This is a genomic window from Sinomicrobium pectinilyticum (assembly GCF_003725735.1).
Taxonomy (GTDB): domain Bacteria; phylum Bacteroidota; class Bacteroidia; order Flavobacteriales; family Flavobacteriaceae; genus Sinomicrobium; species Sinomicrobium pectinilyticum.
This window is the reverse complement of record NZ_RJTM01000068.1, coordinates 20,203-45,641: the sequence shown is the minus strand read 5'-3', so window position 1 is coordinate 45,641 and position 25,439 is coordinate 20,203. Positions and strand designations below refer to the sequence as shown.

Annotated in this window: 11 protein-coding genes; 2 read left to right on the top strand and 9 right to left on the bottom strand. The window is 45.1% G+C overall.

The features are described from left to right. Positions 1-8 precede the first annotated feature (8 nt). Positions 9-1,844 carry a RagB/SusD family nutrient uptake outer membrane protein gene (locus ED312_RS09445; RefSeq protein ID WP_123215760.1) on the bottom strand — a complete coding sequence of 612 codons (1,836 nt, stop codon included), beginning with the start codon at positions 1,842-1,844 and terminating at the stop codon, positions 9-11. A 10-nt stretch (positions 1,845-1,854) separates the two neighbouring features. Next, positions 1,855-5,013, bottom strand: a complete 3,159-nt coding sequence (locus tag ED312_RS09440; protein WP_123215759.1) for a SusC/RagA family TonB-linked outer membrane protein — start codon at positions 5,011-5,013, stop codon at positions 1,855-1,857. Positions 5,014-5,233: 220 nt separating this feature from the next. Between ED312_RS09440 and ED312_RS09435 the strand changes: the two genes are divergently transcribed. Continuing rightward, a complete protein-coding gene (locus tag ED312_RS09435; RefSeq protein WP_123215758.1) occupies positions 5,234-9,334 on the top strand; it encodes a hybrid sensor histidine kinase/response regulator transcription factor in 4,101 nt (1,366 codons plus the stop codon). Between the two features lie 93 nt (positions 9,335-9,427). Here ED312_RS09435 and ED312_RS09430 read toward each other — a convergent pair whose 3' ends face one another. Then, positions 9,428-10,300, bottom strand: a complete 873-nt coding sequence (locus ED312_RS09430) for a sugar phosphate isomerase/epimerase family protein (protein ID WP_123215757.1) — start codon at positions 10,298-10,300, stop codon at positions 9,428-9,430. A 282-nt stretch (positions 10,301-10,582) separates the two neighbouring features. Then, on the bottom strand, positions 10,583-12,001 hold the full coding sequence (gene cls / locus ED312_RS09425; RefSeq protein WP_123215756.1) for a cardiolipin synthase: 1,419 nt from the start codon (positions 11,999-12,001) through the stop codon (positions 10,583-10,585). A 573-nt stretch (positions 12,002-12,574) separates the two neighbouring features. Here cls and ED312_RS09420 point away from each other — a divergent pair. Then, positions 12,575-14,740: an alpha-glucuronidase family glycosyl hydrolase gene (locus ED312_RS09420; protein ID WP_123215755.1), complete on the top strand. Its 2,166-nt coding sequence runs from the start codon at positions 12,575-12,577 to the stop codon at positions 14,738-14,740. 109 nt (positions 14,741-14,849) lie between these two features. Here the strand turns inward: ED312_RS09420 and ED312_RS09415 are convergent, their stop codons facing one another. The 5 genes from ED312_RS09415 to ED312_RS09395 form a co-directional block, all read right to left on the bottom strand. Continuing rightward, entirely contained in the window at positions 14,850-16,421 is a 1,572-nt protein-coding gene (locus ED312_RS09415) for a glycoside hydrolase family 43 protein (protein ID WP_123215754.1), read from the bottom strand. A gap of 123 nt (positions 16,422-16,544) precedes the next feature. Beyond that, the gene (locus tag ED312_RS09410) at positions 16,545-17,687 is read right to left on the bottom strand and encodes an endo-1,4-beta-xylanase (RefSeq protein ID WP_123215753.1); all 1,143 of its coding nucleotides are present in this window, start codon (positions 17,685-17,687) and stop codon (positions 16,545-16,547) included. Between the two features lie 253 nt (positions 17,688-17,940). After that, entirely contained in the window at positions 17,941-19,875 is a 1,935-nt protein-coding gene (locus tag ED312_RS09405; protein WP_123215752.1) for a RagB/SusD family nutrient uptake outer membrane protein, read from the bottom strand. Between the two features lie 20 nt (positions 19,876-19,895). Beyond that, complete coding sequence (locus ED312_RS09400) at positions 19,896-22,991, bottom strand: SusC/RagA family TonB-linked outer membrane protein (protein WP_123215751.1); 3,096 nt, start codon at positions 22,989-22,991, stop codon at positions 19,896-19,898. A gap of 222 nt (positions 22,992-23,213) precedes the next feature. Continuing rightward, complete coding sequence (locus ED312_RS09395; protein WP_206363238.1) at positions 23,214-24,839, bottom strand: glycoside hydrolase family 43 protein; 1,626 nt, start codon at positions 24,837-24,839, stop codon at positions 23,214-23,216. Positions 24,840-25,439: the final 600 nt, after the last annotated feature.

The following is a 25,439-nucleotide window of genomic DNA, read 5'->3' as shown; positions in this document are numbered from 1 at the left end:
CAACTCCGTTAATGGAAAGGGTTTCTTACCAATTTCGGATTATTGTTAAGAACATTCGGGTCTATGGACGCATAGTAGTTGGCAAAACGAAAAAACCTCGCTCTTCTGAATCGTGTGGGCCTTATTTTATTGAAGATGTACTTGTTGTTGTCCGCATGGCCCGGACGCACAATCCGGTAGGGATACAACCCGTAAACCACGGCATCTTCGCTATCATCACTGCCGTTCCAAACCTCGTGAGCCATCCTCCATCTTTTCAGGTCGAAAAACCGGTGATCTTCAAAAGCAAGTTCTACCCTGCGTTCCTTCCGGATCATCTCCATCGTTAGATTGCTGATACTGTTTTCCGGGAAACCTGCGCGTTCACGCAGTGTATTGATATAATCCAAAGCTTCACCCTGTTGTCCTGTTTCAAAAGCGGCTTCGGCGGCATTCAGGTATATTTCTCCCATCCGGAACCAGGGCCACCAGTTTTGTGCGGAAACTCCCCGGGTACTTGCCCCGGCCGCTTCGCTAACAAACTTGCGCATATAAAAACCGGTGTTGCTGACAAACTGGGCATTGTCCTGCGGACCGTCAAAACCGGTCCATAAATTGCCATCTTCATACCGGTCCCCCAGGTTGGGAGCTGCGCGGAATTCATATTTTCCGTTTTCCCACAGGGCAATCCCTGCCTGCACACTTACCGGGGTACTTTTAAAATTGGTTCCGGGATAGACCACCGTTCCGTACAGACGGGCATCTTTATTTTCAAAAATATCGTTTATGTTTTCATAAGGAACGTATTCCTGATTGCTGTCCTTATAATTTAAACTCCCATTCGTCCCATCCAGATAATCAAAACTTTCTACAAGGTTCAGGGAAGGTGTCAGCATGGAGGAACCTTCATTGTCTTCGGTCAGGCTTCTTACGATATTGTCATAGGCAAACCGATGGACTTTAAGACTGAGTTCGAAATCCTTGGCAAAAATGATTTCCCTGTTCCCCTTGTTCACCAGCATTTCATAGAAATTAGCCCCTTTGTCGGGGTTTTCGTTATATAGTCCGTAGTTACCACTGTTAATTATCCCCCGGGAGGCCAAAAGCGATTTCTGATAATAATCTCCAGCCTTGTCGGCCGGTATCCCTACTTCACCCCCGGGTAAAGTAATTGGTGATGCCATCTGGTTATTGTATTTTGCCAGGGAAGCTGCATATAACATGGCCCTGCTTTCCAGGGCAAGGGCGGTAAAAGTATTGGCCCGGGTCTGACTGGCATTGTTAGGTTCCAGATCTGTTTTAATCTCTTCTAACTCCGCGTAAATGAAATCGTATATTTCATGTTCTTTTGCACGGGGCACCTGTAACGATGAAGGATCGCCGCTAAAATCATAGATCAATTGTTCGGTAACGAGGGGAACCCCGCCCATACGCTTTACCAGTTCGAAATAAACAAAAGCACGGATAAAACGCAATTCGCCCCTGTAAAGATTTTTCTCGCCTTCATCCAGCTCAACACTGTACTGGTCTATATTGTCAAGAGCCAGGTTAATGTCGCGTATCAGTCCATAATCCCAGTACCTCCCGTAATCATCTCCATACTGGAAGTCATTGCGCCAGTTTCCGTCGAAATGACCGGACCACATGGCGTCATCGATTTCACTCATACCACCGGTATTGAAAACGCCGTGCATGGCGGGTAACCGGTCGTAGTAATTAGCCAGGAGTGACCTGATGAGTTCGGGGTCATTCCAAAGCTGTTCATCCGTAATGATGTTTTTCGGGTCCCTTTCCAGCCAATTGTCATTATTACAGCTTACAAAGAATAATGAAATTATAAGGGATAATATGAATAAATGTCTCATTGTCTTCGATTTAAAATGAAAAGTTAAAACCTACCAATACTGTTCTCTGCTGCGGATAGACCACGGCAGCTCTTGCTTCGATTTCCGGATCAATCCCGTATTTCTTAACATTGTCGAAGGACACCAGGTTGGACCCGCTTACATATATGCGTGCTTTTTCCGCATTAATTTTTTCCGCAATTACTTTCGGGAAAGTATACCCGATCTCGAGATTTCTTATTCTTAAAAACCGGACGTTGGTCAGCCAGAAGTCGCTGTTCCTCGCATTCGGGCCGGAATGTCCCTGCCGGATGGCGGGATAGCGTCCGGGGATCCATTCACTATCCGGGTCGTAGGGATCGGCACGGTGCCAGCGGTCTTCCAATAAATAAGCGGGAGAATTTCCCCCACCGTGATACGGATTTCGAAGCTCGTAATCCTGGAACCAGGATTGCATAGCACCACCGGCAAAATCGATGTTCAGATCAATTCCTTTCCAGTCCAGTCCTATATTTCCACCAAAAGAGACCATCGGTGCCCAGCCTGTAGGATAGCCGATAGGCCGTTCGTCCATACCGTTAATAATACCGTCTCCGTTAACATCTTTATAGATAAAATCCCCCGGAAGAAGTGTCCTGTTATTTTGTCCGTCTATATCAATAGGATGGTTTCTGATCTCCTCTTCACTCTGAAAACGGCCTACTACCTGATATCCCCACCAGATACCACCCCACCGGTCTTCCGCGGAACTGCGATACTCATCCCAGGAGTTTCCGAAACGGGGCTTGTAGCTCTTTAAATTTTTATAGCGTGAATATGTAAAGTTCCCGCTTACATTGTAATTGAGTTCCCCGATAGAATTTCTGTAGGTGATGATTCCTTCGCTCCCGTAATAGCCGTTTTCATTGAGATTTTCATTAGGCAGGGAATAGCCTACCTCGCTCGGTAATAACACATCGTAACGCGCAGCGGGGACTCCTGTCCTCTTTATTCTGAAAACATCGGCTGTCATGGTCAGTTTGTTATCGAACATGGACACATCAACACCAATATTGGAGGTGGTGTTCTTTACCCATGAGAGGTTGGTTACAGGTAACCCTCTCGGTCGTATACCGGTGGTAAAGCTCCCGTCCAGTACGGCATTTCCGTTATTCCAGGTATAGCCCCCGAGGTAACCGAACATGCTTACGCCTTCTTCTTTTCCGGTTTGTCCCATCGAAGCCCTTATTTTTAAATTATCCACGACATTCCGCAAACCTTTGAAAAACGGCTCTTCGGAAACACGCCAGCCCAGAGATACCCCGGGAAAGAAACCCCAGCGATGTCCCGGCGGGTACAGATAAGAACCATCGTAGCGGCCTAATAATTCAAGCAGGTATTTACTTTTATAACTGTAGTTTATTCGCCCGATGTAACCGGCCCTTGCTTCGTAATCCCAGGCATCTGCAAACGAATTCAGCTTATCGAACTCCAGTAGGGGAAGATAATTGTTGGAAGGATTGGTTCCCAGCTGCAGGAAATCTTTTTCATAATCGGATCGTTCATAAGCTGCGGTAACAGAAAGGGAATGATCACCGAAGGTTTTGGAATAGTCCAGTTGAAATTGAGCAAACCTGGCAACCACCTCCCGCTCTGTCTGGTATCTCCATCCGCCATCTGCTCCCCCGGTCCGGTCATAAGTATCCGCTGCTTCGTTATAGCTATATACATCATAGGTATACTGAAACCCGTCGAATTTATTGTTGGTATAGTTATAAGAAACGGTCCCTTTAGCTTTCAGGCCAAAATCAAACTCATAGTTAGCGTACAGGTTGATATTGAGATTGCGGCCGAGATTATCTTTATAACCGGCAACGTCCCTGTCGAACAACGCCGGGTTTCTCGAATAGTCCCGGGTATGATTGATATAATTCGGATTGTCATTTGCATACGGGCCTACGGTGGGTATGTTGCTGAACATTCCGAGAATGGCGGCAAAATACCCGTCTCCGCCGGGAAGACCGACATCCCGTGTTTTTTCCTCTCTTCCGCTTATCTGGGTACCTATACTTAAATGACTGGTTACCTTGGACTCCAGGTTAGCCTGAATGTTGGTCCTTTCATAAGAAAAATCCTTCATCAAGGCTTCCTGACTGGTATTACCGACAGAAAGGTAATAATTCGTTTTTTCCGATCCTCCCGTAACATTGGCATTGATATGATATTGCGGAATATTTTTCCGCATTACCAGATCATAGTAATCATATCCCTGATAGCCGGGTTCGGTCCCTGCCTGCCATTTTGCCAATTCCTCGGGTGTATACACCGTCGAAGGGTCCAAACCTGCATTCTGGGCGGCTTCCACCAATCCTCTCGTATATTGAGCGGCGTTGGCGAGTTTCGGGAATCTTGTTAGGTTCTGCCAGCCGTAATACCCGTTTATATTGATCCTGACATCTTCATTTTTCTTTCCTTTTTTGGTGGTTACAAGGACTACCCCGCTGGCAGCCCGCATTCCGTATATAGCTGCCGAAGCATCTTTCAGAATAGTAATGCTTTCTATATCTTCCAGGTTAAGGGAATTAAAGACATCATTTCCGGAAACATTTGACGATTGTACCCAGTCGCCGCCGGTTTGCCCTCCATACGGAATACCGTCAATTACAAAGAGTGGGTTTCCCATGTTCCTGACTTCAATGGCAGCACCTCTGCCGGGCCGGGCATCCTTTGCCCTTACCGATACTCCTTGTACTTTTCCCGCCAGTGCCCCTGCCGTGGTAGTCGAAGAAGACCGTACCAGATCATCGGACTTAATACTGCTTACGGCGCCTGTTACTTCTTCTTTTTTCTTTGTACCGTAACCTACCACCACAACCTCATCAAGTGATTCCAGGTCCGATTGCAGTGTTACGTCTATAAAAATGTTATTGTTTACAGGAACCTCCTGCTTCTTAAATCCTATAAATGAAAATAACAGAACAGCATTTTCGGCATGTTTGACTTTCAGATCAAATTCTCCGTCTATATTGGTCATAGTCCCGTTGGTAGTTCCTTTTTCGACTACAGATGCTCCCGGAAGAGGAGAACCTTCCTCATCTGAAACCCGTCCTCTTATTACCGTTTCCTGTGCGGTAAGAACGGAAGTAATGACTAGAAAAAATACAGTGCAAAGCCATTTCAATTTTCCTAATCTCCGTAATTTTCGATACATACGTTAGTGGTTTTGGTTAAATAATTTACAAGTTGGTTAACCTGCTCAGGGAAAGCGGAGAATGCTCCCGGTTCCTTAACAGCATTACAATGTTCTTAATTTTGTGTTAATAAAACCGGGCACTGATTGTCAAATTATAGGGTAGAAATTGTCCGTATTTGCGATATAACATGTTTTATAAATGTTATTTTTACATTTTAATTAAAACAGCGGGACGACGATGAGAATATGTAAACTTCAAATAACGATCATATTTATACTGTTTTGGAACGTTTTATTCGCCCAGCGGGTCCGGATAGAAAATGAAATCTCAAAAGATTTACACTTTCATTTAATAAATGTCAAATCCGGGCTCTCCAATAATGTCATTAATGACATCGTCCAGGATTCCCTTGGCTTTTTGTGGATCGGCACAGATGACGGATTAAACCGTTTTGACGGAACCGGCTTCAAAACATTCAAAAAAGATGTAAAGAACAAAAATGCGGGTATAGCCAATAATTATGTTCAGTCCCTGGTGCTAAAAAACGGGAATGAAATCCTCATAGGCACAGATGCGGGGCTTAATATCTACAATATACGGTACGACCGGCTGGAGCTGATTGATGATAAGAAAGGGCTCTTGAACAACAGTATCAGCAGCCTGGCCGTGACGGGAAATAAACAGATTTTTGCCGGCACCTATCGCGGAGGCGTGCAAATGCTTGATTCCGCCTATCATTTTATTGAAAAGGGAAGTTCTGTAAATAGAAAACTCTCATCCAATGAAATTTCTTCTATGGCCATACAAGGTGATTCCGTACTCTGGGTCGGGACTTTTGACAATGGCCTCAACAAGATCAATTATAAGAAAGGATCGGTCACCGGTATTATAAGTGGTAAAAGTAGTTTTTTGCCATCGTCTGCCATCAACAGTCTTTATACCGACAGCCGCAATAACCTCTGGATAGGTACCCGCAAGGGTATAGGGATAATTACCGCGAAGGGGGATTCCCTCCGTTTGGCAAAGGCCACCTTCAGTGACAAGGGCTTAAGTGACGATGATGTACTGTGCTTTGAAGAAGACCATAACGCCCGGATGTGGATCGGTACCCGGAACGGAGGGTTGAACATTATAGATATTCCTGCCCTTCTTCGCGCGGAGGGGTCCTTAAAAAACTGGTGGTTTCTGCCTTCCAATGACGGGTCCAGTGTTTATAACAGAACAGTATCTTCCATACTCATGGATGCAGAACGGAAAATGTGGATAGGAACACCTACGGGATTGAACTATGTAGACCCGGAAGGCGAACTTATCAATGTCATTCAACATAACGAAACCCGAGCGGCTACGATTAGTCACAATCGTATCGGGGCACTGGAAAAAACAGCAAGCGGCAGGATCTGGATTGGCACCGACGGGGGTGGACTGGACCTGTTTGATCCCAAATCAGGGAAGTATTCCCATTTCAGGCACGATGAAAACGATGATACCAGCCTGAGCAATAATTATGTCCTTTCCATACTGCAGGACAGCCAGGACAGGGTCTGGGCAGGCACTTACAGGGGAGGAATCAACCGTATGATACCGGGAGAAAAAAGATTTACACATTATCTGCAGGGTAAACCGGAAGACGGTAGTGATGTCCGGGTTATTTATGAAGGGCGCGATAAAGCCATCTGGGCCGGCACCAACCGGGGCGGGCTCTACAGATATGATGATACCGGGGACACATTCCGCTTTGTGAATATACTGGGTAAAATAGATATCCGTGATATCGGTGAGGACATGGCAGGAAATTTATGGCTGGCCACATTCGGATCGGGAATCATTAAATATGCTCCGGAGACAAATACATTCGAATCTTTTTATTCGAATGACACGCAAAATATGCCGAGTAATATATTTTTCTGCATTCTACCTGTCAACGAAAGAAAAATACTGGCAGGCACAAGGTACGGCGGACTGGTAATACTTGACCCGGAATCGCGCTCCGTAACCAATATTACCGAAAAGGACGGGTTGAGCAATAATTCCGTAACAGGCATAGTAGCAGAAAATGAAAATTATGTCTGGCTTTCCACATTCAACGGGCTGAACAGATACGACCTGCGCACACATGAAATCCTGAATATCTCCGGCCTGGATAATATCCGCGAGGGCGGATTTAATATAGGGGCGATCACCAAATCTCCCGAAGGTATAATTTATGTAGGCGGAAATAACGGCATCAATTATTTCGACCCTTCCGGTTTTTCCAGGCCTCACCCGGATTTCCCCCTGGTTTTCCAGGAGTTAAGGGTACTGAACAAAAAGATAAATGTAAACGACAAAAAGCAGAAAGTCCTGGAACAATCCCTCGCCTTTGAGGATAAAATCACTTTAAGACATGATCAGAATACGTTTTCTGTCGATTTTGTCGCCCTAAAGTACCCGGTTGCCAAAAACATTACCTATTCGTATAAACTGGAAAATTACAACGATTTCTGGATTGATACTCAGGGGACGGCCAACTTTACGGATGTCGCCCCCGGAAGCTATGAACTTCAGATTAAGATCAATTCTCCCGGTAATGACACAGCGGTAAAAAGCCTGTTCATTACCATTATCCCCCCGTTTTGGAAAACAGTGCCGGCATACCTTCTATATACCGTGTTTATCGGCCTGATCGCCTGGATCAGCATCAAATACTATACGGAACGCTTGAACCTCAGAAATTCATTGGTCTTTGAGAAAAGACAGCGCCAGTTGGAACACGATCTCAATGAAGAGCGGCTGCGGTTTTTCACCGGTTTCTCCCATGAACTGAAAACCCCGCTTACCCTGATCTCTGCCCCAGTAGATCATTTACTGGAGAAAGTAAAGCAAAAAGAATTGGTGGAAAACCTGTTTCTTATAAAACGGAATACGAAAATACTATACAATTCCATTAACAGGCTTCTGGAATTCAGAAAGACCGAAGAGGGCTTAAGCCAGCTCACCATAGGTCAGTACAATATCGGGAAAAGGGTTAATAAATGGGTGGAAAATTACAGGCCCCTGGCAAAAGATAAAAAGATAAATCTCCGGGTTTCCATAACAGGACAACAAAACCGTTTAAAATGTGACATTGAAAAAATAGAAGTGATCTTCAATAATTTACTGTCCAATGCCATAAAATACTGCAAATGGAAAGGAACCGTAAATGTGGACCTTTTTTATGAAGGTAACTTCCTTAAGATAAAGGTGAAAAACACGGGACCGGGAATAGATGAGCAGGAGATCGACCAGATATTTAACTGGTATTACAAGTCCGGAAACAGTATTAAGAAAAGCGGGACAGGGATCGGGCTGGCACTTTCCAAAAGATTTGCAGAGCTTCACCATGGACATATAGCGGTGGAAAGTAAAAAGGATGAGATCACGGAATTTACGCTGTGCTTACCCGCGAATGTCGAATATGAAGACCATTTATTCCACACGACAGACATAGAATACTCTGTGCCCGAGCCATCTGTTACGGAGGCAGAAATTCTTCGAATTGATAAAGATGGAGAAAAGATCATTACCACTTCAAAAAACAGGGACGTTATTTTACTGATTGATGATAACCCTGAAATTCTGAAACTCCTGGACACCATCCTGAAGTCGGAATTTGACCTGATACATGCTTCGGACGGTAAGGAAGGAATGGCCAAAGCCATACAGTACATCCCGAACCTGATCATTGCCGATGTTATGATGCCTTTTAAAGACGGTATCGACCTGTGTTCCACACTGAAAAATAAAACAGCAACCAGCCACATCCCCATTATACTCCTTACCGCCAAAAGCAATGATGAGAGTATGAATACCGGATTTGAAAAAGGTGCAGATGCTTATATAACCAAACCGTTCAATCCCAAAATACTGAATACCCGGATTAAGAACCTCCTGGAAAACAGGGTAAAATTGCAGCATTATTTTTTAAACAATGCCCGGCAGACGGAAAATGAGATTGCCATTGAAGGCCATTCGACAATCCTGAAAAAAGAAAAGAAATTCCTGCAGGAGGTGGAAGCGCTCATACTGAGCCAATCGGGAAATGACAAAGTTAACACAGCTTTATTAATTAAAGAAATAGGAATGAGCAGGACTTCCCTGTACCGGAAGATCAAGGCGCTTACAGGCCAGAATATAAACGAATTTGTCCGTGATGTTAAATTGAAAAAAGCAGCCGACCTCATCCGGAACGAGCATTATTCGGTCAGTGAGGCTTCTTATGAAGTAGGGTTCAACAGTATAAAGTATTTCCGGAAGATCTTTAAAGAGAAATATGGTACAACCCCTTTAAAGTTCAGATCAGGACATACGGAATCCTGATTGCCCTCCCGTTTAACTTTACGGGAATTATTTACAAAGGCCTCCTGTACGGGAAGCCTTTATATCTTATCTTATGTTTCCGGTTTATTGCGGTTATACTTTCAAAGCCTTCATATATACCGCGTCTTTCTCCAGGCTTTCCAACGAAGATACCGGGTATTGCTCCTGCTCTACTAAGAAATATTTGATATTGCTTTCCAGTGCGCTTTTCATGGTCTTCCGGATATTCACACTTCCTTTACCCAAATCGCACTGAGCGGGTTTTCCGCCCTTCATATTATAATCCTTGATATGGCACAGCTCGTACCGGTCCCCGTATTTCTTCAGGTGTGTTGCGGTGTCTACTCCTGCTACGTCTATCCAGCAAAGGTCCAGTTCGAACATCACATGATCGGGATCGGTATTTTCCAGAAGGTATTCCTGGGGCAGCTTTCCTTCCAGGGGTTTAAAAGAATAGTCGTGGTTGTGGTAACCGAATTTCAATCCTGCTTTGCTCACCTCTTCTCCTGTTTTATTCAGATTTTCGGCAATTCTTTTCCAGTCGTCCCAGCTTTTCTGTGCACCGATGTACGGGGATAACAGATATTTGAGACCGGCACCTTCTGCCATTTCAATATTTTTCTTCAATTCGTCCGGCTTATCCGCTACTCCCATATAGTTAAAATGTGTACTCACCATATCCACACCGATATCAGCCAGGAAAGCCTTCATTTCCTTAGGTGACAATCCCCACAGGAAACCTTCGGAACCGGCGTAACTCTCAAATTGCTTGTATCCCATACCGGCCAGTTTGGTCATCACTCCTTTCGGATCTTCGGGCAATACATCCCTTACACTGTATAACTGTACCCCGAACGGGTCTATGGTTTTATTTTTAAAAACATTAGCTACCATGTCGGTATGCCCCATCGCAAAGGCCCCGAAGGTAAGGAGCCCGGTGTTTTTCACGAAATCTCGTCTTTTCATTGGACAATTATATTGAAGTTGAAAAATTCTTATTCGAACCCGCATTTGCGGACTCAAGCATACCAATATACAATTTTTTGGAGCTTTATACAGACTAAAAACAAGTGTATCTCTTATTTCTTTACAGAATTGACACCGCTTCCGGAAGCACGAAAACGATTAAGTACGCTATTCGGGAAGCTTTTTTCAGTAGCTGATTTTTTTAAAATTTTCCCCGGATTTTTTATAAATATCATACTTCATTTCAATAATTAAGCTGAAAAATATGTGCTGAAGTTTCGGCTATAAAAGCGGACTGAATATCCTGGCAATACCTTCCAGTATCTTATTCAGTAAAGGCCTTTTCCGGAATTCTTCAAGTTCCAGTTTTTTTGCTTCGGAGCAATCCCTTTCAAAATCTTCTCTGAGATCCACGGCAATTTCTTTATCGAAAATGAGGGCATTGACCTCAAAATTCTGGTCGTAACTACGATTGTCAAAATTACCCGAACCTACAGAAGCTATTTCGTTGTCTACAATGATTATTTTACTGTGTAAAAACTTAACAGGATGTTCATAGATCTTCACTCCGGCATGAAGTAATTCTTCGAAATAAGAATGCATACTGTATTTTACCAGGGAAGTATCTGATTTTTTAGGCACAAGCAGTTTTACCTCTATTCCTCCCAATGCAGCCATCTTCAGGTTTTCCAGTATGGTAGTATTGGGAATAAAATACGGGTTTGCGATGCAGACAGATCTTTCCGCCTGGTTTATCATTGTAGCATATTGGTGCATTACGGAAGAAAAATCGGAATCAGGGCCTCCTGCCACTATCTGTACCGGAACTTTTCCCTCTTCCCCGTTTTTCGGAAAATACTCAGGTTGCCAGAGATCTTCTCCGCTACTTGCAAAATAATAATCCTTTACAAAAACACGATGCAGGTTTTCTACCGCAGGTCCCTGGATACGAACATGCATATCGTCCCATATTCCCAAATACCCGGCCGGTTTGATATATTTGTCCGAAATGTTAACACCGCCGGTAAACCCGGTCTTCCCGTCAATGACTATAATTTTCCTGTGATTCCTGTAGTTAATGGTAAAAAGTATGCTCCCAAACCGCAAGGGCATAGTGGAATATATTTTCACTCCTATTTTGCGGAAACGCTTAATATGTTTTCTACTCAGGGAAAAACTACCTACGGCATCGTAAATGACCCGCACCTCCACTCCTTCTTTTATCTTTCTTTCGAATAGCCAGAAAACCTTTTCCAGTAATTCTCCGTCTTCGAAAATATAAAACTGTATGTGAATAAACTTTTCTGCTTTTTCCAATGCACTGAAAATAGCTTCAAATGTCTTAACCCCGTTATCCAGAATGGCCACGGCATTTCCGTTTACTGCAAAAGAACCTGCGCTCCCTTTTATCACTTCCGATATTTTTCGGATTTTCCCGGAAGGAAATTGTACGGAAGAATCACTCCCGTTGGCATGGAACAAATTATAGGCTCTCATTTCGTCTATTTTCTTGAGCTTAAAGAATTTTATCTTTCTGCGATTAATGCCAAAAAGTACATACAGTAAAACACCGATGTAAGGAAGCATGATAATAACAAGCAACCAGCTGAAGGACTTCGATGGCCTGGTACCATACAGGATAAGAGTTACCAGGGAGGCCAGCGTTATAAGAATGTAAAAGATAAAAAGGATGGTGGTCATCTGTCAGAGGACTTAGCAATAACATTCCGGAATACGGGTATCCCGGACCTTCCGGGATTTGTCCTTAATTCGGATTACCAATTTAGCAATTCTTTTTCATTCGTCCTGATTTCACCGTTATATCTTTCCTGTTGCTCCTGTATTATCCTATTCTTGTTCCTCAAGTCTGCTTGGCTAATAATCTCCTTTATTATACTATTATTTTACCTATCTTCTTTTTTGATTTTCCGGAATACCTTTTATTTGAATCCTACACAAAAGGGAGTCAATAATCCCGTTTCAAACTCGTGAGATACCCCATCGGAAAATCCAAAAAATTATTTAAAAAGATGTTTTATACAACCTTCCATGGAATAAAAATTATCCTGGCACGTCCTCATTATCCTCCTGTTTTTTGAATAGATAAACATCATTGAATACAATATTATAGTCATAAAGACAATAATTTATCAACAATTAACGCAATCGGTTGCTCCAGAACTTTCAAAACATTGGTTTTTTATTTAATTTACACCGGGAAATAAAATCAACCTATAACCTGTAACCTCGTGTTGGTTGCTTAAACAGCATCAAATGTCACTTTTAAAGAAAACTCAGTTATCCGTTTTTTTCCTGTCCTTTTTTTCCGTCTTATCTCAGACCGATAGTGGTTATAACCTTTGGCTTAACTATCGGAAAATCGAAAACCCGGAAGTACTGTCGGAATATACCAGGCATATTCAGGGCATTTATATGGAAAGCGGCGAGGAAACGCTGAATATCGTCAAAGAGGAACTGACCCTGGCCCTAAAGGGTCTGCTGGGGATGTCCCCTCCTTTTGTCCCCGGCCAGCCCAAAGAATATTCGCTGATTGTCCGTAAAACGGAAAATCTCTCCCGGGAGATCCGGCGGAAACTAGAAAAGGATATTCCGGCAATTACCAAAGACGGTTACCTGATCCGTTCTTCGGGAAAAAATATTGTAATTACCGCGCACAACGATATTGGTATTCTCTACGGGACCTTTCACTTTCTCAGACATTTGCAGCAACAACTATCCCTGGGAAACATCCGGATACTGGAGGTACCGAAAACAGACATCCGCGTTCTGAATCACTGGGACAACCTCGACAGGACCGTAGAACGTGGTTATGCCGGTGCTTCCATATGGAAATGGCATCGCCTGCCGGGTTATATAGACCCCCGTTATAAAGATTACGCCCGCGCCAATGCTTCCGTCGGTATTAACGGCACCGTACTTACCAATGTCAATGCCAGTGCACTGGTGCTTACCCCTGCATATATAGAGAAAGTGGCTGCCCTGGCCGATGTATTCCGTCCTTACGGGATAAAGGTTTATCTCACCGCAAGGTTTTCCGCACCAATAGAGATCGGGGGACTTGAAACTGCCGATCCGCTTAACCCGGAAGTACGGCAATGGTGGAAAGAGAAAATCAGTGAAATTTACAAGGAAATCCCGGATTTCGGCGGATTCCTGGTAAAGGCCAATTCCGAAGGCCAGCCGGGACCGCAAAATTACGGTAGGTCCCATGTGGATGGGGCCAATATGATGGCTGATGCCCTGGCTCCCCATAACGGAATTGTCATGTGGCGTGCTTTTGTCTATTCGGAACACGATACTACTGACCGGGCAAAACAGGCTTACAGCGAATTTGTTTCCCTGGACGGAAAATTCAGGGACAATGTACTAATACAGGTTAAGAACGGTGCTATTGATTTTCAGCCCCGGGAACCTTTTCATCCCATGTTCGCGGCCATGCCCCGAACCCCTCTGATGATGGAATTCCAGATCACCCAGGAATACCTCGGTTTCAGTACGCACATGGTCTTTTTACCCAAACTGTACGAAGAGGTATTACAGGCAGATACCTACAGTCACGGTAAAGGATCGTATGTAGCCAAAGTCATAGACGGCACCCTCGACAATAAGAAGATCAGTGGTATTGCCGGGGTAGCTAACATTGGCAGTGATATCAACTGGACCGGGCACCCTTTCGGACAGGCCAACTGGTACGGCTTTGGCCGCCTTGCCTGGGACCCTTACATCCCGGCAGAAAAGATTGCGGATGAATGGCTACGGCTCACTTTTTCCAACGATGAAAATTTTGTGACACCCGTAAAGAAAATGCTTTTGCAATCGCATCGGGCCGTAGTGAACTATATGACTCCTTTGGGATTACATCACATTATGGATACTGGGCACCATTATGGCCCCGGCCCCTGGGTAAATAATCTCTCCCGACCGGAATGGAACCCCGTATATTATCACAAAGCGGATGAAAACGGTATCGGTTTTGACCGGACACCTACGGGAAGTAATGCCACTTCACAATACACTAAGGAAGTTGCCCGCATATTTAATGATGTTGAGACCTGTCCGGAAGAATTCCTGCTCTGGTTTCATCATCTTCCGTGGGATTATAAACTGCATAACGGAAGAACGTTATGGGACGGTCTGGGAATAAAATACCAGGAAGGTGTAAATCAGGTGCGAAAGGCAAAAAACACCTGGAAAAAAATGGAACCGTATGTTAACAAACAGCAATTCGGTGAGATAAGTATGTTGCTGGATATCCAGCTTGAAGAAGCCGTCTGGTGGCGCAATGCCTGTATGCTGTATTTCCAAACACATTCAAAGAAGGCTTTCCCGAAAGAAATGGAAACCCCTTCCCATTCCCTGGAATATTATCAGTCCCTCAAATTCCCTTATGCGCCGGGTATTAGTCCGAAATGGCATTGAAAACGGCTTAAAAATCAAGCTATTCCAGGAGGAATGAAAAATACCCCGGCCGGGAAAGTTGCTGTCATGTTCAATATCTCCGTTCTTTTAACAAGGACGGAACCGGAAGTTATCTGTGTATGTTATCGGTAATATCGAAATAATCAAAATCTGCATAACCACCGGGATTACGGGTGGCATAGTTAAATAAAGCAAAACGGTATCCCATAAAATGGGAGAGGGTATATTTCATATGCAGTTCATTCCCTATCGGGTACCACTGTTTTCCGTCCTGGCTGTAGAAGAACCTGGCCACATCTTTCCGGTCCCTGAAATCGCACTCTGCCTTCAGGTGAATTACCTCCTGCCCTAACGGAATGCTTTTTACCTCCACCGGTTCCCCGGACTCTGCATTTACCATAGTAATTGTTTTATGGCCGTTGGCATATTTTACACCAACCATAGCGTATTTTTCCTGCAAAAGTGCCAGCCCTGCAAAATCTCCCTCCTTCATTCCGGATACGTCCAGCCCTATTGTTCCCGAACACTCCGGACCTATGGTACGTTGTGTAAGCGAATTTCTGGCAGACAGGACTGACCGATCCACTCTTCCGGTAGTTATCCGCAGAAAACCTTTTCTCTCATCAAGAGACCAGTGCGAGGGATCAGGGTTATGGTTCCATTGCCAGACCAGTGGTAACTTTACTTCACCTTCTTCCCTGCTAAAATCGTCGGAGGCAACAATACCCGGTATAAGACCATTACCCGCCGGAAGATCCAGCGTATCGGGTACTTTTCCTTCCACACCCAGAATGGGCCATCCGTTCCCCCACGTAACGGGTACCAGGTAGGGAATACGACCAACAGCGCCATAATCGCGAAACAGGTAAGCATACCACTTTCCCTCCGGGGTATCAATAAGTCCTCCCTGTGCTACTCCTTTGTCCTGAAGAACCACTTTGCCTTCATAAGGCCCGGTAATCTTATCGGCACGATGTACAAGAACGGTCCGCATACCGTTCCGGGGCCATGTTATATTAAAAAGATAGTATTTACCATTAACCTTAAACAGTTGGGACCCTTCCGCCGGAAGTCCTATATCCTCTCCCGCCGGGGCACTGGCATTTTCGATAAGTACCCGCTCGGTTCCTCCTTTTATTCCGGAGAGATCTTCTTTAAGTTCTGCCATCCGTAATTCTCCCCCTCCCCATATCATATAGATTTTCCCGTCATCATCAAAAAAAAGAGTATGATCGTGGTAAGCAGGTCCGAAAGCTGAAACTTTCCACGGACCGTTTTCTATATCTTTGGTTCTGTATATATAGGTTTTATTGGTCGTCTTTGCAAAGGTACTCACGTAATAAGTTTCGTTGTGATAACGCAAACAACTGGCCCAGGATCCTTTACCGTATGTGCTTTTACCATCAGCCAGATTAAGAGCTTTGTTGTCCGGGTCCAGTATCTCATAGGCATAGTTTACGATCTCCCAGTTTGACAAGTCTTCGGACTTCATAACGGGCACCCCCGGATTCATATGCATGGTGGTACTGCTCATGTAGTAGGCATTCCCCACCCGTAGCATGGACATGTCGGGAACATCGGCATATATTACGGGATTACATGCGGAACGGGTTTGTGCCCGCAGATTGTGACCATACAAAATAATAATTCCCAGAATAATACTTGCATAGCGATAATACATATTGACCAGATTTAGGTTTTTGCTTATTTCTTGTTCTAATACTTCTCTCCTTTTCCGGATTACTGTGGTTGAAAAATGCTATTCCGGCAAACATGGTGTAAAATAGTAATTTTATCATAATGATTACCTGTTGTTGTAAACCACTGCCAGAATGGAGTCTATAGCTGATTTAGGCTGATTATTGCGGTCAAACAGTAGCGGATAATCTGTTCTTCCGGGTACCGGCCAGTTATTGCGCCATGAATTCCCGTCGTTTACTCCCCAAAATGTGACACGCGAAATTTTATCTTCATGTTTCAAAAAAAGCTTGAAGAACGCTGCACAACGGCTGTCAAAAGTCCGGACTATATTATGGGGTAACCCTTCTTTATAAGGGTCCATCTCTTTACTGTACTCAAATTTCGCAGATACTTCAGCGCCGGTTTTTTCCCAGGGCGAGGGTAGAACAGTCATATCAAATTCCGTAATCATCACCTTTACGCCCAGTTCGGAAAATGCCAGGATGCTTTTTTCAAATTCTTCTATTGCCGGGGTGTTGATATCTACATGTCCCTGCATACCGATACCGTCTATGGATACTCCCTGTTCCTGCAGTTTTCTGACCATTCTTACGATGCCTTTCCGCTTTTCCGGAAGGGCCGTAGAATAATCGTTATAATACAGTTTTGCCTCCGGGTCGGCTTCACGGGCAAATTCAAAAGCCAGTTTCAGGTAATCTTCTCCTATAATCTCATAGAATTTACTCTTCCGTAAATTCCCGTTATCCAGCACGGCTTCATTTACCACATCCCAGGTTTTTACCCGCCCTTTATAACGTCCTACCACAGTATGAATATGCTCTTTCATCCGTTGTATCAGTACTTCCCTGCTCACCGTATTTCCGTCGCCATCTTCAAAGAACCATTCAGGTGCCTGTGAATGCCAGATAAGGGTATGCCCGTTGATCTGCATTCCGTTTTGCTCTCCGAATGCTACAAATTTATCAGGCAGTGTAAAATCATAAGTATTTTCTTCAGGATGAATCCTTTCGCTTTTCATGCAATTCTCCGCAACAATAGCATTGAATTGTTCTTTGACCAGAGCTACCTCTTTTTCATTTTTTCCTTCAATCTGGCTTTCGTTAAGTGCCGTACCTATATAAAATTTACCGGCATAGGCATCCTTCAGTACACTCTTCCTTGTGTGATCTGCCTTTTTATGTGCCGTTACTCCTATGATAAGGCCGCAAATACAGAGGAAGCTCACCGTCCATCTTTTTCTTTTCATATCTTATGTAGTATTTTGTTTTTTGCACCTGCCATACTTTTGGACAAACTTTCTTTCACATGGCATTCTTCTGATATTCCTTTAATCTGTACAGCCAGTTTTTATGGATATATGCCAAGAAACAGGGACTTCCATAAAAGCAGTCCCTGTTTCATAAACAAACTCCATAGCCAAATTCAGCAGGGGTTCCCTGTTTTGCGCTGCGAATCGAGGGGACTTCCCTGAAATTCATTGCAGCACCGTACAGGATATTTTAATATCCGGGGTTTTGATAGTTACTCTTGTCTCCTTCCATGGCATCGAGTTGTCCCTGCGGAATGGGTCGCAAATAGTGGTATGGCTGTATGTTTCGCGTAATGGTTTGCGGGGTATGGTCCCCGTAATTACTGCCGCCAATTTCGTAGGTCCCCGCCAGTTCTTCCCATTTTTGCGTGCGTATAAGATCGTACCAGCGATAGCCTTCACCGTAATATTCCCGCGAACGTTCTGCCAGAATATAGTTAATATCTATATTCGTGGGAGTAGCAGCGACCATTGCCGCGCCGTTATCTTCCACTTTTTCCGTATTCCCGTTATTGTCCCAGCGCCATTTCCCCGCACGTTCGCGGATAACATTAATAAGGTCATATGCGCTTTGTCCGCCCGATGCTCCTTTTACGGCTGCTTCGGCAGCAATAAAATACAGTTCCGAAAATTTGGCAATATTAAAAGGACGCGTACTCCCGGCATTGGGCTGTCCCAAACCATTACCGTTGTCCGTACGGTACGGACCGAGTTTCCAGAGCCCGGGATATACTATTCTGCTGATCCCTTCGGGCGATATGACAAAATCGGATCTCCCCGGCAACACTCCTGCCCCTACGTTAGCACCCTGGCTCACCGGGGTAACATAATCTATGCTTTCTGCCGGTTCTTCATCCAGAAAAGTGAGGATCGCATCCCCGGGATTGACTTCCATGGAATTGGCATTATAGAGAGAACCGCTAATGCCGGCCTTATCCCAGTTGCCGCGATATACGGTAGTAAACGTACCGTCATAACGGGAGTCGTTTTCTTTGTCGTCAAAGGTATTGGTAATGGCTCCGATGGTGGGACACATACGGGTCCACGGACGACCAAGGGCCTGTACCGCCTCTCTTTGAACAGAACTTACGGGCTCCCAGCCGGAGCTGGATGAACTGCTGCTGATCACCGTATAGTTCCAGGTCATCATCCAGCCCGCAAAGTTATCGGGCGCACCGCCACTGCCATAAGTAAGACTTCCACCGTTATAGAACTCACTCGTTTCGGTATGGTCCGCATACAACAGGATCTCATTATTACGGTCATTCGGGGCCAGGTTTACGTCATAAAAAGTTTCCTGCAAACCAAATGGGCCCGGATTGTTAATGGCTTCTAAAGCCACATCATATGCCTGCTGAAAATACCACTGTGCATCATGCCCGTCCGGATCGGTCCGGGGAGTTTCCGGATACGTCGGGATATTGTTGGGGTTTTCCAGCCACCATCCATAAGTCAGATAAGCTTTGGCCAGGTAAAGGCGTGCCAGTGTTTTGGTTGCGCCCCCGGTGACCCGACCGGCATCCGGCAGGTCGTTAACAGCTGTAAGAAGGTCCGGGAATATGGCCCTGGTATAGACTTCGGGTACGGTATTACGTTCAGAAGTTCTCGAAGGGTTGGTGTTAAATGTCAGTTCACCTGCCCCAAGGTCCAGAGACACACCTCCGAATGTCTGTACCAGCATAAAATAATCAAACGCCCGGAAAAACCTGGCCTCTGCGATCAGGTCATCCGAAATTCCCACTTCGGCAGCGTTTTCGATAATACCACAGGCCGTATTGATGTTGGAATATGCTGCCCCCCATAATACATCGGCCCGGCTGGTTGTGGAAGTTATGCTCCCTCCTACTCCACTGAGGTCCATGACCTGAAAATTCTGGTCCGCACTCTGAGCATAGGTTACTTCATCGGTCCCGGTAAGGCAGGTATTGTAATAATAGGCCTGCCCGTATATGTAACGCAGGTGTGCGTACATAGACGTCAATCCGCCGCGGACCCCTGCTTCGGTAGCAAAAAAACTGGGTTCATAAATACTTCGCGGCTCTTCATCCAGAATATCAGAGCACGATGTCAGGAACAATGCCATCAAGACCGCTCCTGCGAATGTTTTTATATGTATCCTTTTCATGTGTTTAGTTTGTTTGTTTTTCAGAATGTTACATTTAGCCCTATCATATAATTGCGTGTTGCCGGTGCATTGGTCCCTATGGTAAGCAAACGGCTCGGGTATGTTCCTGTCACTGCCGCATTTTCGTCGGCATAGGAATTGGTTTCGGGGTCCATCCCGGTTTCCTTATGAAAAGGCGAAAACACAACAAAGGGATTCTGCACCGTGGCATAGAGTCTCAGGTTTCCGATACCGGCTTTTTTCAGCCAGTCGTTTTGATCGAAGTTATACCCCAGGGTTATGGTTCGTATCTTGAGGTAAGAGGCATCGAAATATCCCAGGGTATTTCCGTATTTGGGATTGTCACCACTCATAATTCCCCCCGGAGCAGGATATTTGGCATCGGTGTTCTCAGGAGTCCAGTAGTCCACTTTTACGTTATTCCTCCTTCCGCTCAACATATTAAGATATCCGGAAGCTGTATGGAGCGTACTTATGAGTGTCCCTCCGCTTCTGAAGGCTCCTACCGTAGTAAGATCGAAATTCTTATAGGCAACACGGCTGTTGAAACCTCCCTGGAAATCCGGTTGCAGGTTGATGATCTGCCGGTCTTCGGGACCGATTTCTCTCGTAGGTGAACCATCCTCATTATAGTCACCGGCATATTTTACCTTGATCATCCCCACATTTCCTCCGGGTTCCAGGATATCGAGGTAGGGATCGTCTTCCTGCCAGAGCCCTGTATATTCATAATCATAGATCACATCAATGGGATGCCCTACAAACCACCAGTTTCCTTCGTCCCTGTCCGTCCCGGAAGCGAGTGACACCAGTTTGTTCCGGTTACCGTATATATTGATCCCGGCCTCCCATGTCCAGCCGCCGGGAGTGTCGAGGATCAGTCCGTTGAGCGAAAGTTCCAGTCCTTTGTTCTGAGTCTCACCTATATTGGCCGTATAACTGCCCACTCCCGAGGTAGGAGGCAGACCAACTCCGAGAAGAAGGTCTTTTGTATTTGTCACGTAATACTCTATGGTACCGGACAGGCGATTGCCCAATAAGGAAAAATCAAGCCCGTAATTCCAGGTCTCGGAATATTCCCATCCCAGATTGGCATTCGGCAATGCGGATACAAAGAATCCCGTAGCATAATCATCGTTACCGAAATTGTAGGGTCTGGTGTCCAAACGCCCGAGTGTAGCATAAGGAGAAATAGCCTGGTTGGAGGTTTGCCCGTAACCAACGCGCAGTTTTAGCATGTCCACAAAGGAAACGTTATCCATAAACGATTCTTTCTTTATGTTCCACCCGGCCGAAACCGCAGGGTAAGTATGCCATTTGTGCCCCGGTGCCAGCCTGGAAGAACCGTCGGAACGCACGGTAGCCGACAGCATGTAGCGGTCATCATACGAATACATAACACGGCCCATCCACGACATCAATCCCCAAAGTTCGTAGACCTGGTCGGCCGGGTTTATGGTAATCTCCCCGTCGGCATGCCCCAGGTTATAGAACTGGAATTGTTCGGCAGGGATATCTCTTGCGGCCATACGCGACCTGGTGTATTTGTTCTGTTCGGCAGAATATAAAGCCGTTACGTTTATATTATGTTTGTCCGCAAAGGTGCGGTCGTACGTCAACAGGTGTTCAACCAACCAGTGAAAGGTATGGGAATTACTGACGGAAGCCGTAGAAGGGGTCTCCTCGTTGACACTGTTTACACCCCGTCCCTGGAAGGCCCCACCGTTTGACTGGCGATAGTCCAGTCCCACGTTCATACGGTATTTCAGGCCTTCGACCCAAGGGATACTTATTTCGCCATACAGGGAATTATATGTGGCAAATCCCCTGGTCTCACTCAACCACCGGTCTCCCAGCCCTTCGATCACTCCCCGGGTATATACCCAGGAATCATCAAGGGCTGAACTTACGGTCCGTTTCAAAGTACCGTCTTCATTGTAGGGGTCAATAATGGGCGACATGCCCAACGGCCCCCCGACACCGATCTGGTTACCCTCGCTGACATTATAGTTATTGTTCGAACTCAAACCCACACGGAGGTGCTCCCCGATCTGCTGGTCAATGGTCGTACGCAGTGAAATACGTTCATATTGCTGTGTGGGGATCACACCCTCGTCCTTAAGGTACCCCACACCAAAGTTAAAACTGCCTTTTTCACCCCCTCCGGTAACTGTAATATCATGACTGGTTAATATACCTGTCCTGTAAAACAGGTCCTGCCAATCCGTATTTACATCGTTAAATTCATCGGGACCGTTCCCATACAAGCCGGCAGCCTCTCGGAGTGCTACGAACTCCGGGCCGTTCATCATGGGATACCTGGCAAAAACAGACCGCGTTCCAAAATAACCGCTGTAACTTATTTTGGCTTCTTCCCCTCTGTACCCCTGGTTGGTTGTTACCAGGACTACACCGTTTGCTCCCCTGGAACCGTAAATGGCCGTAGCCGAAGCATCCTTCAGTATGTCAATACTTTTAATGTCCGCTGGGTTAATGTCTGCAATAGACCCGGTAAACGGAATACCGTTCAGCACCACCAGCGGATCGTTACTGGCCGTGAGCGAGCGCGTACCGCGTATACGTATTTGCATGGTGGCCCCGGGCTGGGATGATGTTTGCGATATCTCTACCCCCGGCATACGCCCCTGCAATGACTGCGTGATATTGGGCGTTGCCACTTCACGCATTATATCTCCGCTTACGGAAACAACCGACCCGGTTACGGCTTCTTTCCGCTGGGTTCCGTATCCGACAACAACCACTTCATCGAGTTGCTGTAAATCTTCTTCCATCGTAACATTCATGACGGATTGCCCGCCCACAGTTACTTCCATTGTTTTAAACCCGATATAGGAAAATACGAGCACGGCATTTTCATCGGGTACCCCAATGGAGTAATTACCATCAAAATCACTCACTGTCCCGGTATTGGTCCCTTTTACCCGGACGCTCACTCCGGGAAGCGCTGTCCCCGATTCGTCCAGGGTTGTCCCGGTTACGGTTTGTTGTGCATTGGCACTGCCCATAAGGAGGAACAAGAATGTAAGGGAACAGGCAATCCGGAAAAACCAGGAATACCTCCTTTGCAAAAAAGGTCGTAGAATTACACTTTGCATAAAATTTGATTTTAAAGATTTATTAAAAACCGGGAACACTCACGGAAGACAACTGTCAAAAAGCCTCATGCCGTGAAAGACATTCCTGTATTGCAGTCCCGGTTCTTAATTTTTGATTGGTTAAACTTCTTATACCATACTTAGCATGAATCGGTGCATTCGAAAAGATATTGGGGCGCGGAATGGTCTCACAATTCCCATTACGGAACCATTCACTATGTTCTAAAATTTTCCGGAACCGGCATACATCCCCACCGTGGTACCTGTAAAGCCATAGGAATTAGCTGTAGACAAATGCCTTGCGGGAACCTGGTCTGCCACTTTGTTCCATTCATTATTTCCCTGTTTGCAGAAAAATTCGAAATATTTACCTGATGAAATTATTTTCAGCTCAACGGGCTTAGAAGTATTATTTTCCGGAAGGTCCCGGTTACCGAGTGTTTCTGTTCCTTCCGGACTGATCTTCTGAACGGATATTTCCATTCCCTCTCCCTTTTTCCTCACCAGCAATCCGTATTGATGTTTTTCATCCTTAAACAATAATAATCCGGCCTGCTCATTCTCTGTTTCCGGGGCAAAGAGCAATGCGGTTTCGCATGTGAACCTGTGGTGCTGTAATCTTCTGGTTACAAAAGCCGGTTCTTTTAATTCGGTGGTATTCACATCCGTACATTTAAGGGCAAGGCAGCCCGGTTTCTCCCGTAAGGAATATAAGCTGTCTGCAGGCCCCCGTAGGGTCATCCATTGCGGTGCCAATTGTTCGTTATCGAACTCTTCCTCTACGGAAAAATTACCAAAGGTTACGTTATCCTTTCTACTCACCCCTTCCATTTTGAGTATACGAGGCACGGTCTCATTTCCCCGTGTCATGTAGGGAAACCCGTCATCACTCCATTTTACCGGCATTAAAAACGTCTCCCTTCCCAGATTTTCAAATTCGTTTTCTATGGGACGGCATGCCAGGAATACGGCCCACCATTCGCCATCCTGTTTTTGGATGAGATCGGCATGACCGGCACAGGTTACGGGCAGGGGCCTTTCCGGATCGAGGTGCTTCTGGGTAAGGATGGGATTTTTGTCCCAGGGTTTGTAAGGTCCCATCACAGTTTCCGAAGAAAATATTACCTCCCGGTGATTCACGGAAGTCCCTCCTTCGGCACACATTAAAAAGTATTTGCCATTGATCTTATACATATGTGGCCCTTCTATCCAGATCGGCTTTTCTTTTAGATCCACCCCTCCGTTGACAAGCATTTTACTGGCACCTGTTGTTTTTTCATTTTCTACGTCAAATTCCACGATACGGATAGCACGGTGGCCTTCATAGGTGGAGCCACCGTCCGGTTCATCATTATTCACTATATATGCTTTTCCGTCATCGTCAAAAAAGAAAGAAGGGTCAATACCGTGAACGTCCGGAAGCCATACCGGGTCGGACCATTCGCCGAAAGGATCTTTGGTCTTTACGAAAAAATTACCTCCGCCAATGTTGGTGGTTATCATATAATAGATTTCATTATGCGGATTGTAACTAATGGCGGGGGCAAAAATCCCCTGACTGGTCCGTTGCCCGTCAAGTTCCAACTGGGAAGGGCGGTTCAGTATATTCCCGATCTGTTTCCAGTTTACCAGGTCAGTACTGTGAAAAACGGGGACCCCGGGGAAATAGGAAAAGGTACTTGTGACTAAAAAATAATCATCCCCGTTCCTGCAAATACTGGGATCGGAATACCATCCCAGAAGAATGGGATTATAGAAGGATTCCGCATCGGGTAAAGGGTTCTCTTTATAAAAATCGTCTTCGCCGTTATAGTGAAAATAGTCAAAGTAAGCTGTTCGGAGATGCAATTGTTCCTCTTTCTGTCTGCAGCCGGTTAATTGTACAAACAGAACCGCGAAAAATATACTTTTAAACAAAAACGGACAGATCGCAAATTTCGGCATGGTTGGTTTTCTGATATATTTAATAATTATATGAAGGATGAAAGTTTCCGGTATGATTCCCGTAAAAAGCTGTTCTGCCTCTACCGGTTCACTTTATTATTTCATCGGTCATAAAATTATTTCTTCGGGCACAATAAGTATATTCGCCAGGTTACAATTTCTTTCCGGTAGGTTACAATATGAACATCATACTATTAATTTAATAGTAATTAACTTACACGCAATGCAAAAACATCATTATTAAACCTTTTTTTATACCAAATACCTACTCAAATAGCCATTTAAGAAATAATATCATATTCCGCTGTTCTGCCTGACCTTCCATTCTTATCGGGACATCACCCGGTAAAGTATACGGCGTCAATACTTTTACCGCAAACCGGTCCTGAAATGGTAAATCCTCTTCTAATCATTTAAAAAAAATAAACAAGACGATAGTTGTTAATATTTTTTTATCATAAATATTGAGAATATAAAAAAATAACAATACATTGTAGTCATTAA

Coding starts and splice junctions, on each gene's coding strand:
- ED312_RS09410 (WP_123215753.1), bottom strand. CDS start 17,687: ATGAAAAGAAAAAGATGGACGGTGAGCTTCCTCTGTATTTGCGGCCTT.
- ED312_RS09430 (WP_123215757.1), bottom strand. CDS start 10,300: ATGAAAAGACGAGATTTCGTGAAAAACACCGGGCTCCTTACCTTCGGG.
- ED312_RS09420 (WP_123215755.1), top strand. CDS start 12,575: ATGTCACTTTTAAAGAAAACTCAGTTATCCGTTTTTTTCCTGTCCTTT.
- cls (WP_123215756.1), bottom strand. CDS start 12,001: ATGACCACCATCCTTTTTATCTTTTACATTCTTATAACGCTGGCCTCC.
- ED312_RS09405 (WP_123215752.1), bottom strand. CDS start 19,875: ATGAAAAGGATACATATAAAAACATTCGCAGGAGCGGTCTTGATGGCA.
- ED312_RS09445 (WP_123215760.1), bottom strand. CDS start 1,844: ATGAGACATTTATTCATATTATCCCTTATAATTTCATTATTCTTTGTA.
- ED312_RS09435 (WP_123215758.1), top strand. CDS start 5,234: ATGAGAATATGTAAACTTCAAATAACGATCATATTTATACTGTTTTGG.
- ED312_RS09415 (WP_123215754.1), bottom strand. CDS start 16,421: ATGTATTATCGCTATGCAAGTATTATTCTGGGAATTATTATTTTGTAT.
- ED312_RS09440 (WP_123215759.1), bottom strand. CDS start 5,013: ATGTATCGAAAATTACGGAGATTAGGAAAATTGAAATGGCTTTGCACT.
- ED312_RS09400 (WP_123215751.1), bottom strand. CDS start 22,991: ATGCAAAGTGTAATTCTACGACCTTTTTTGCAAAGGAGGTATTCCTGG.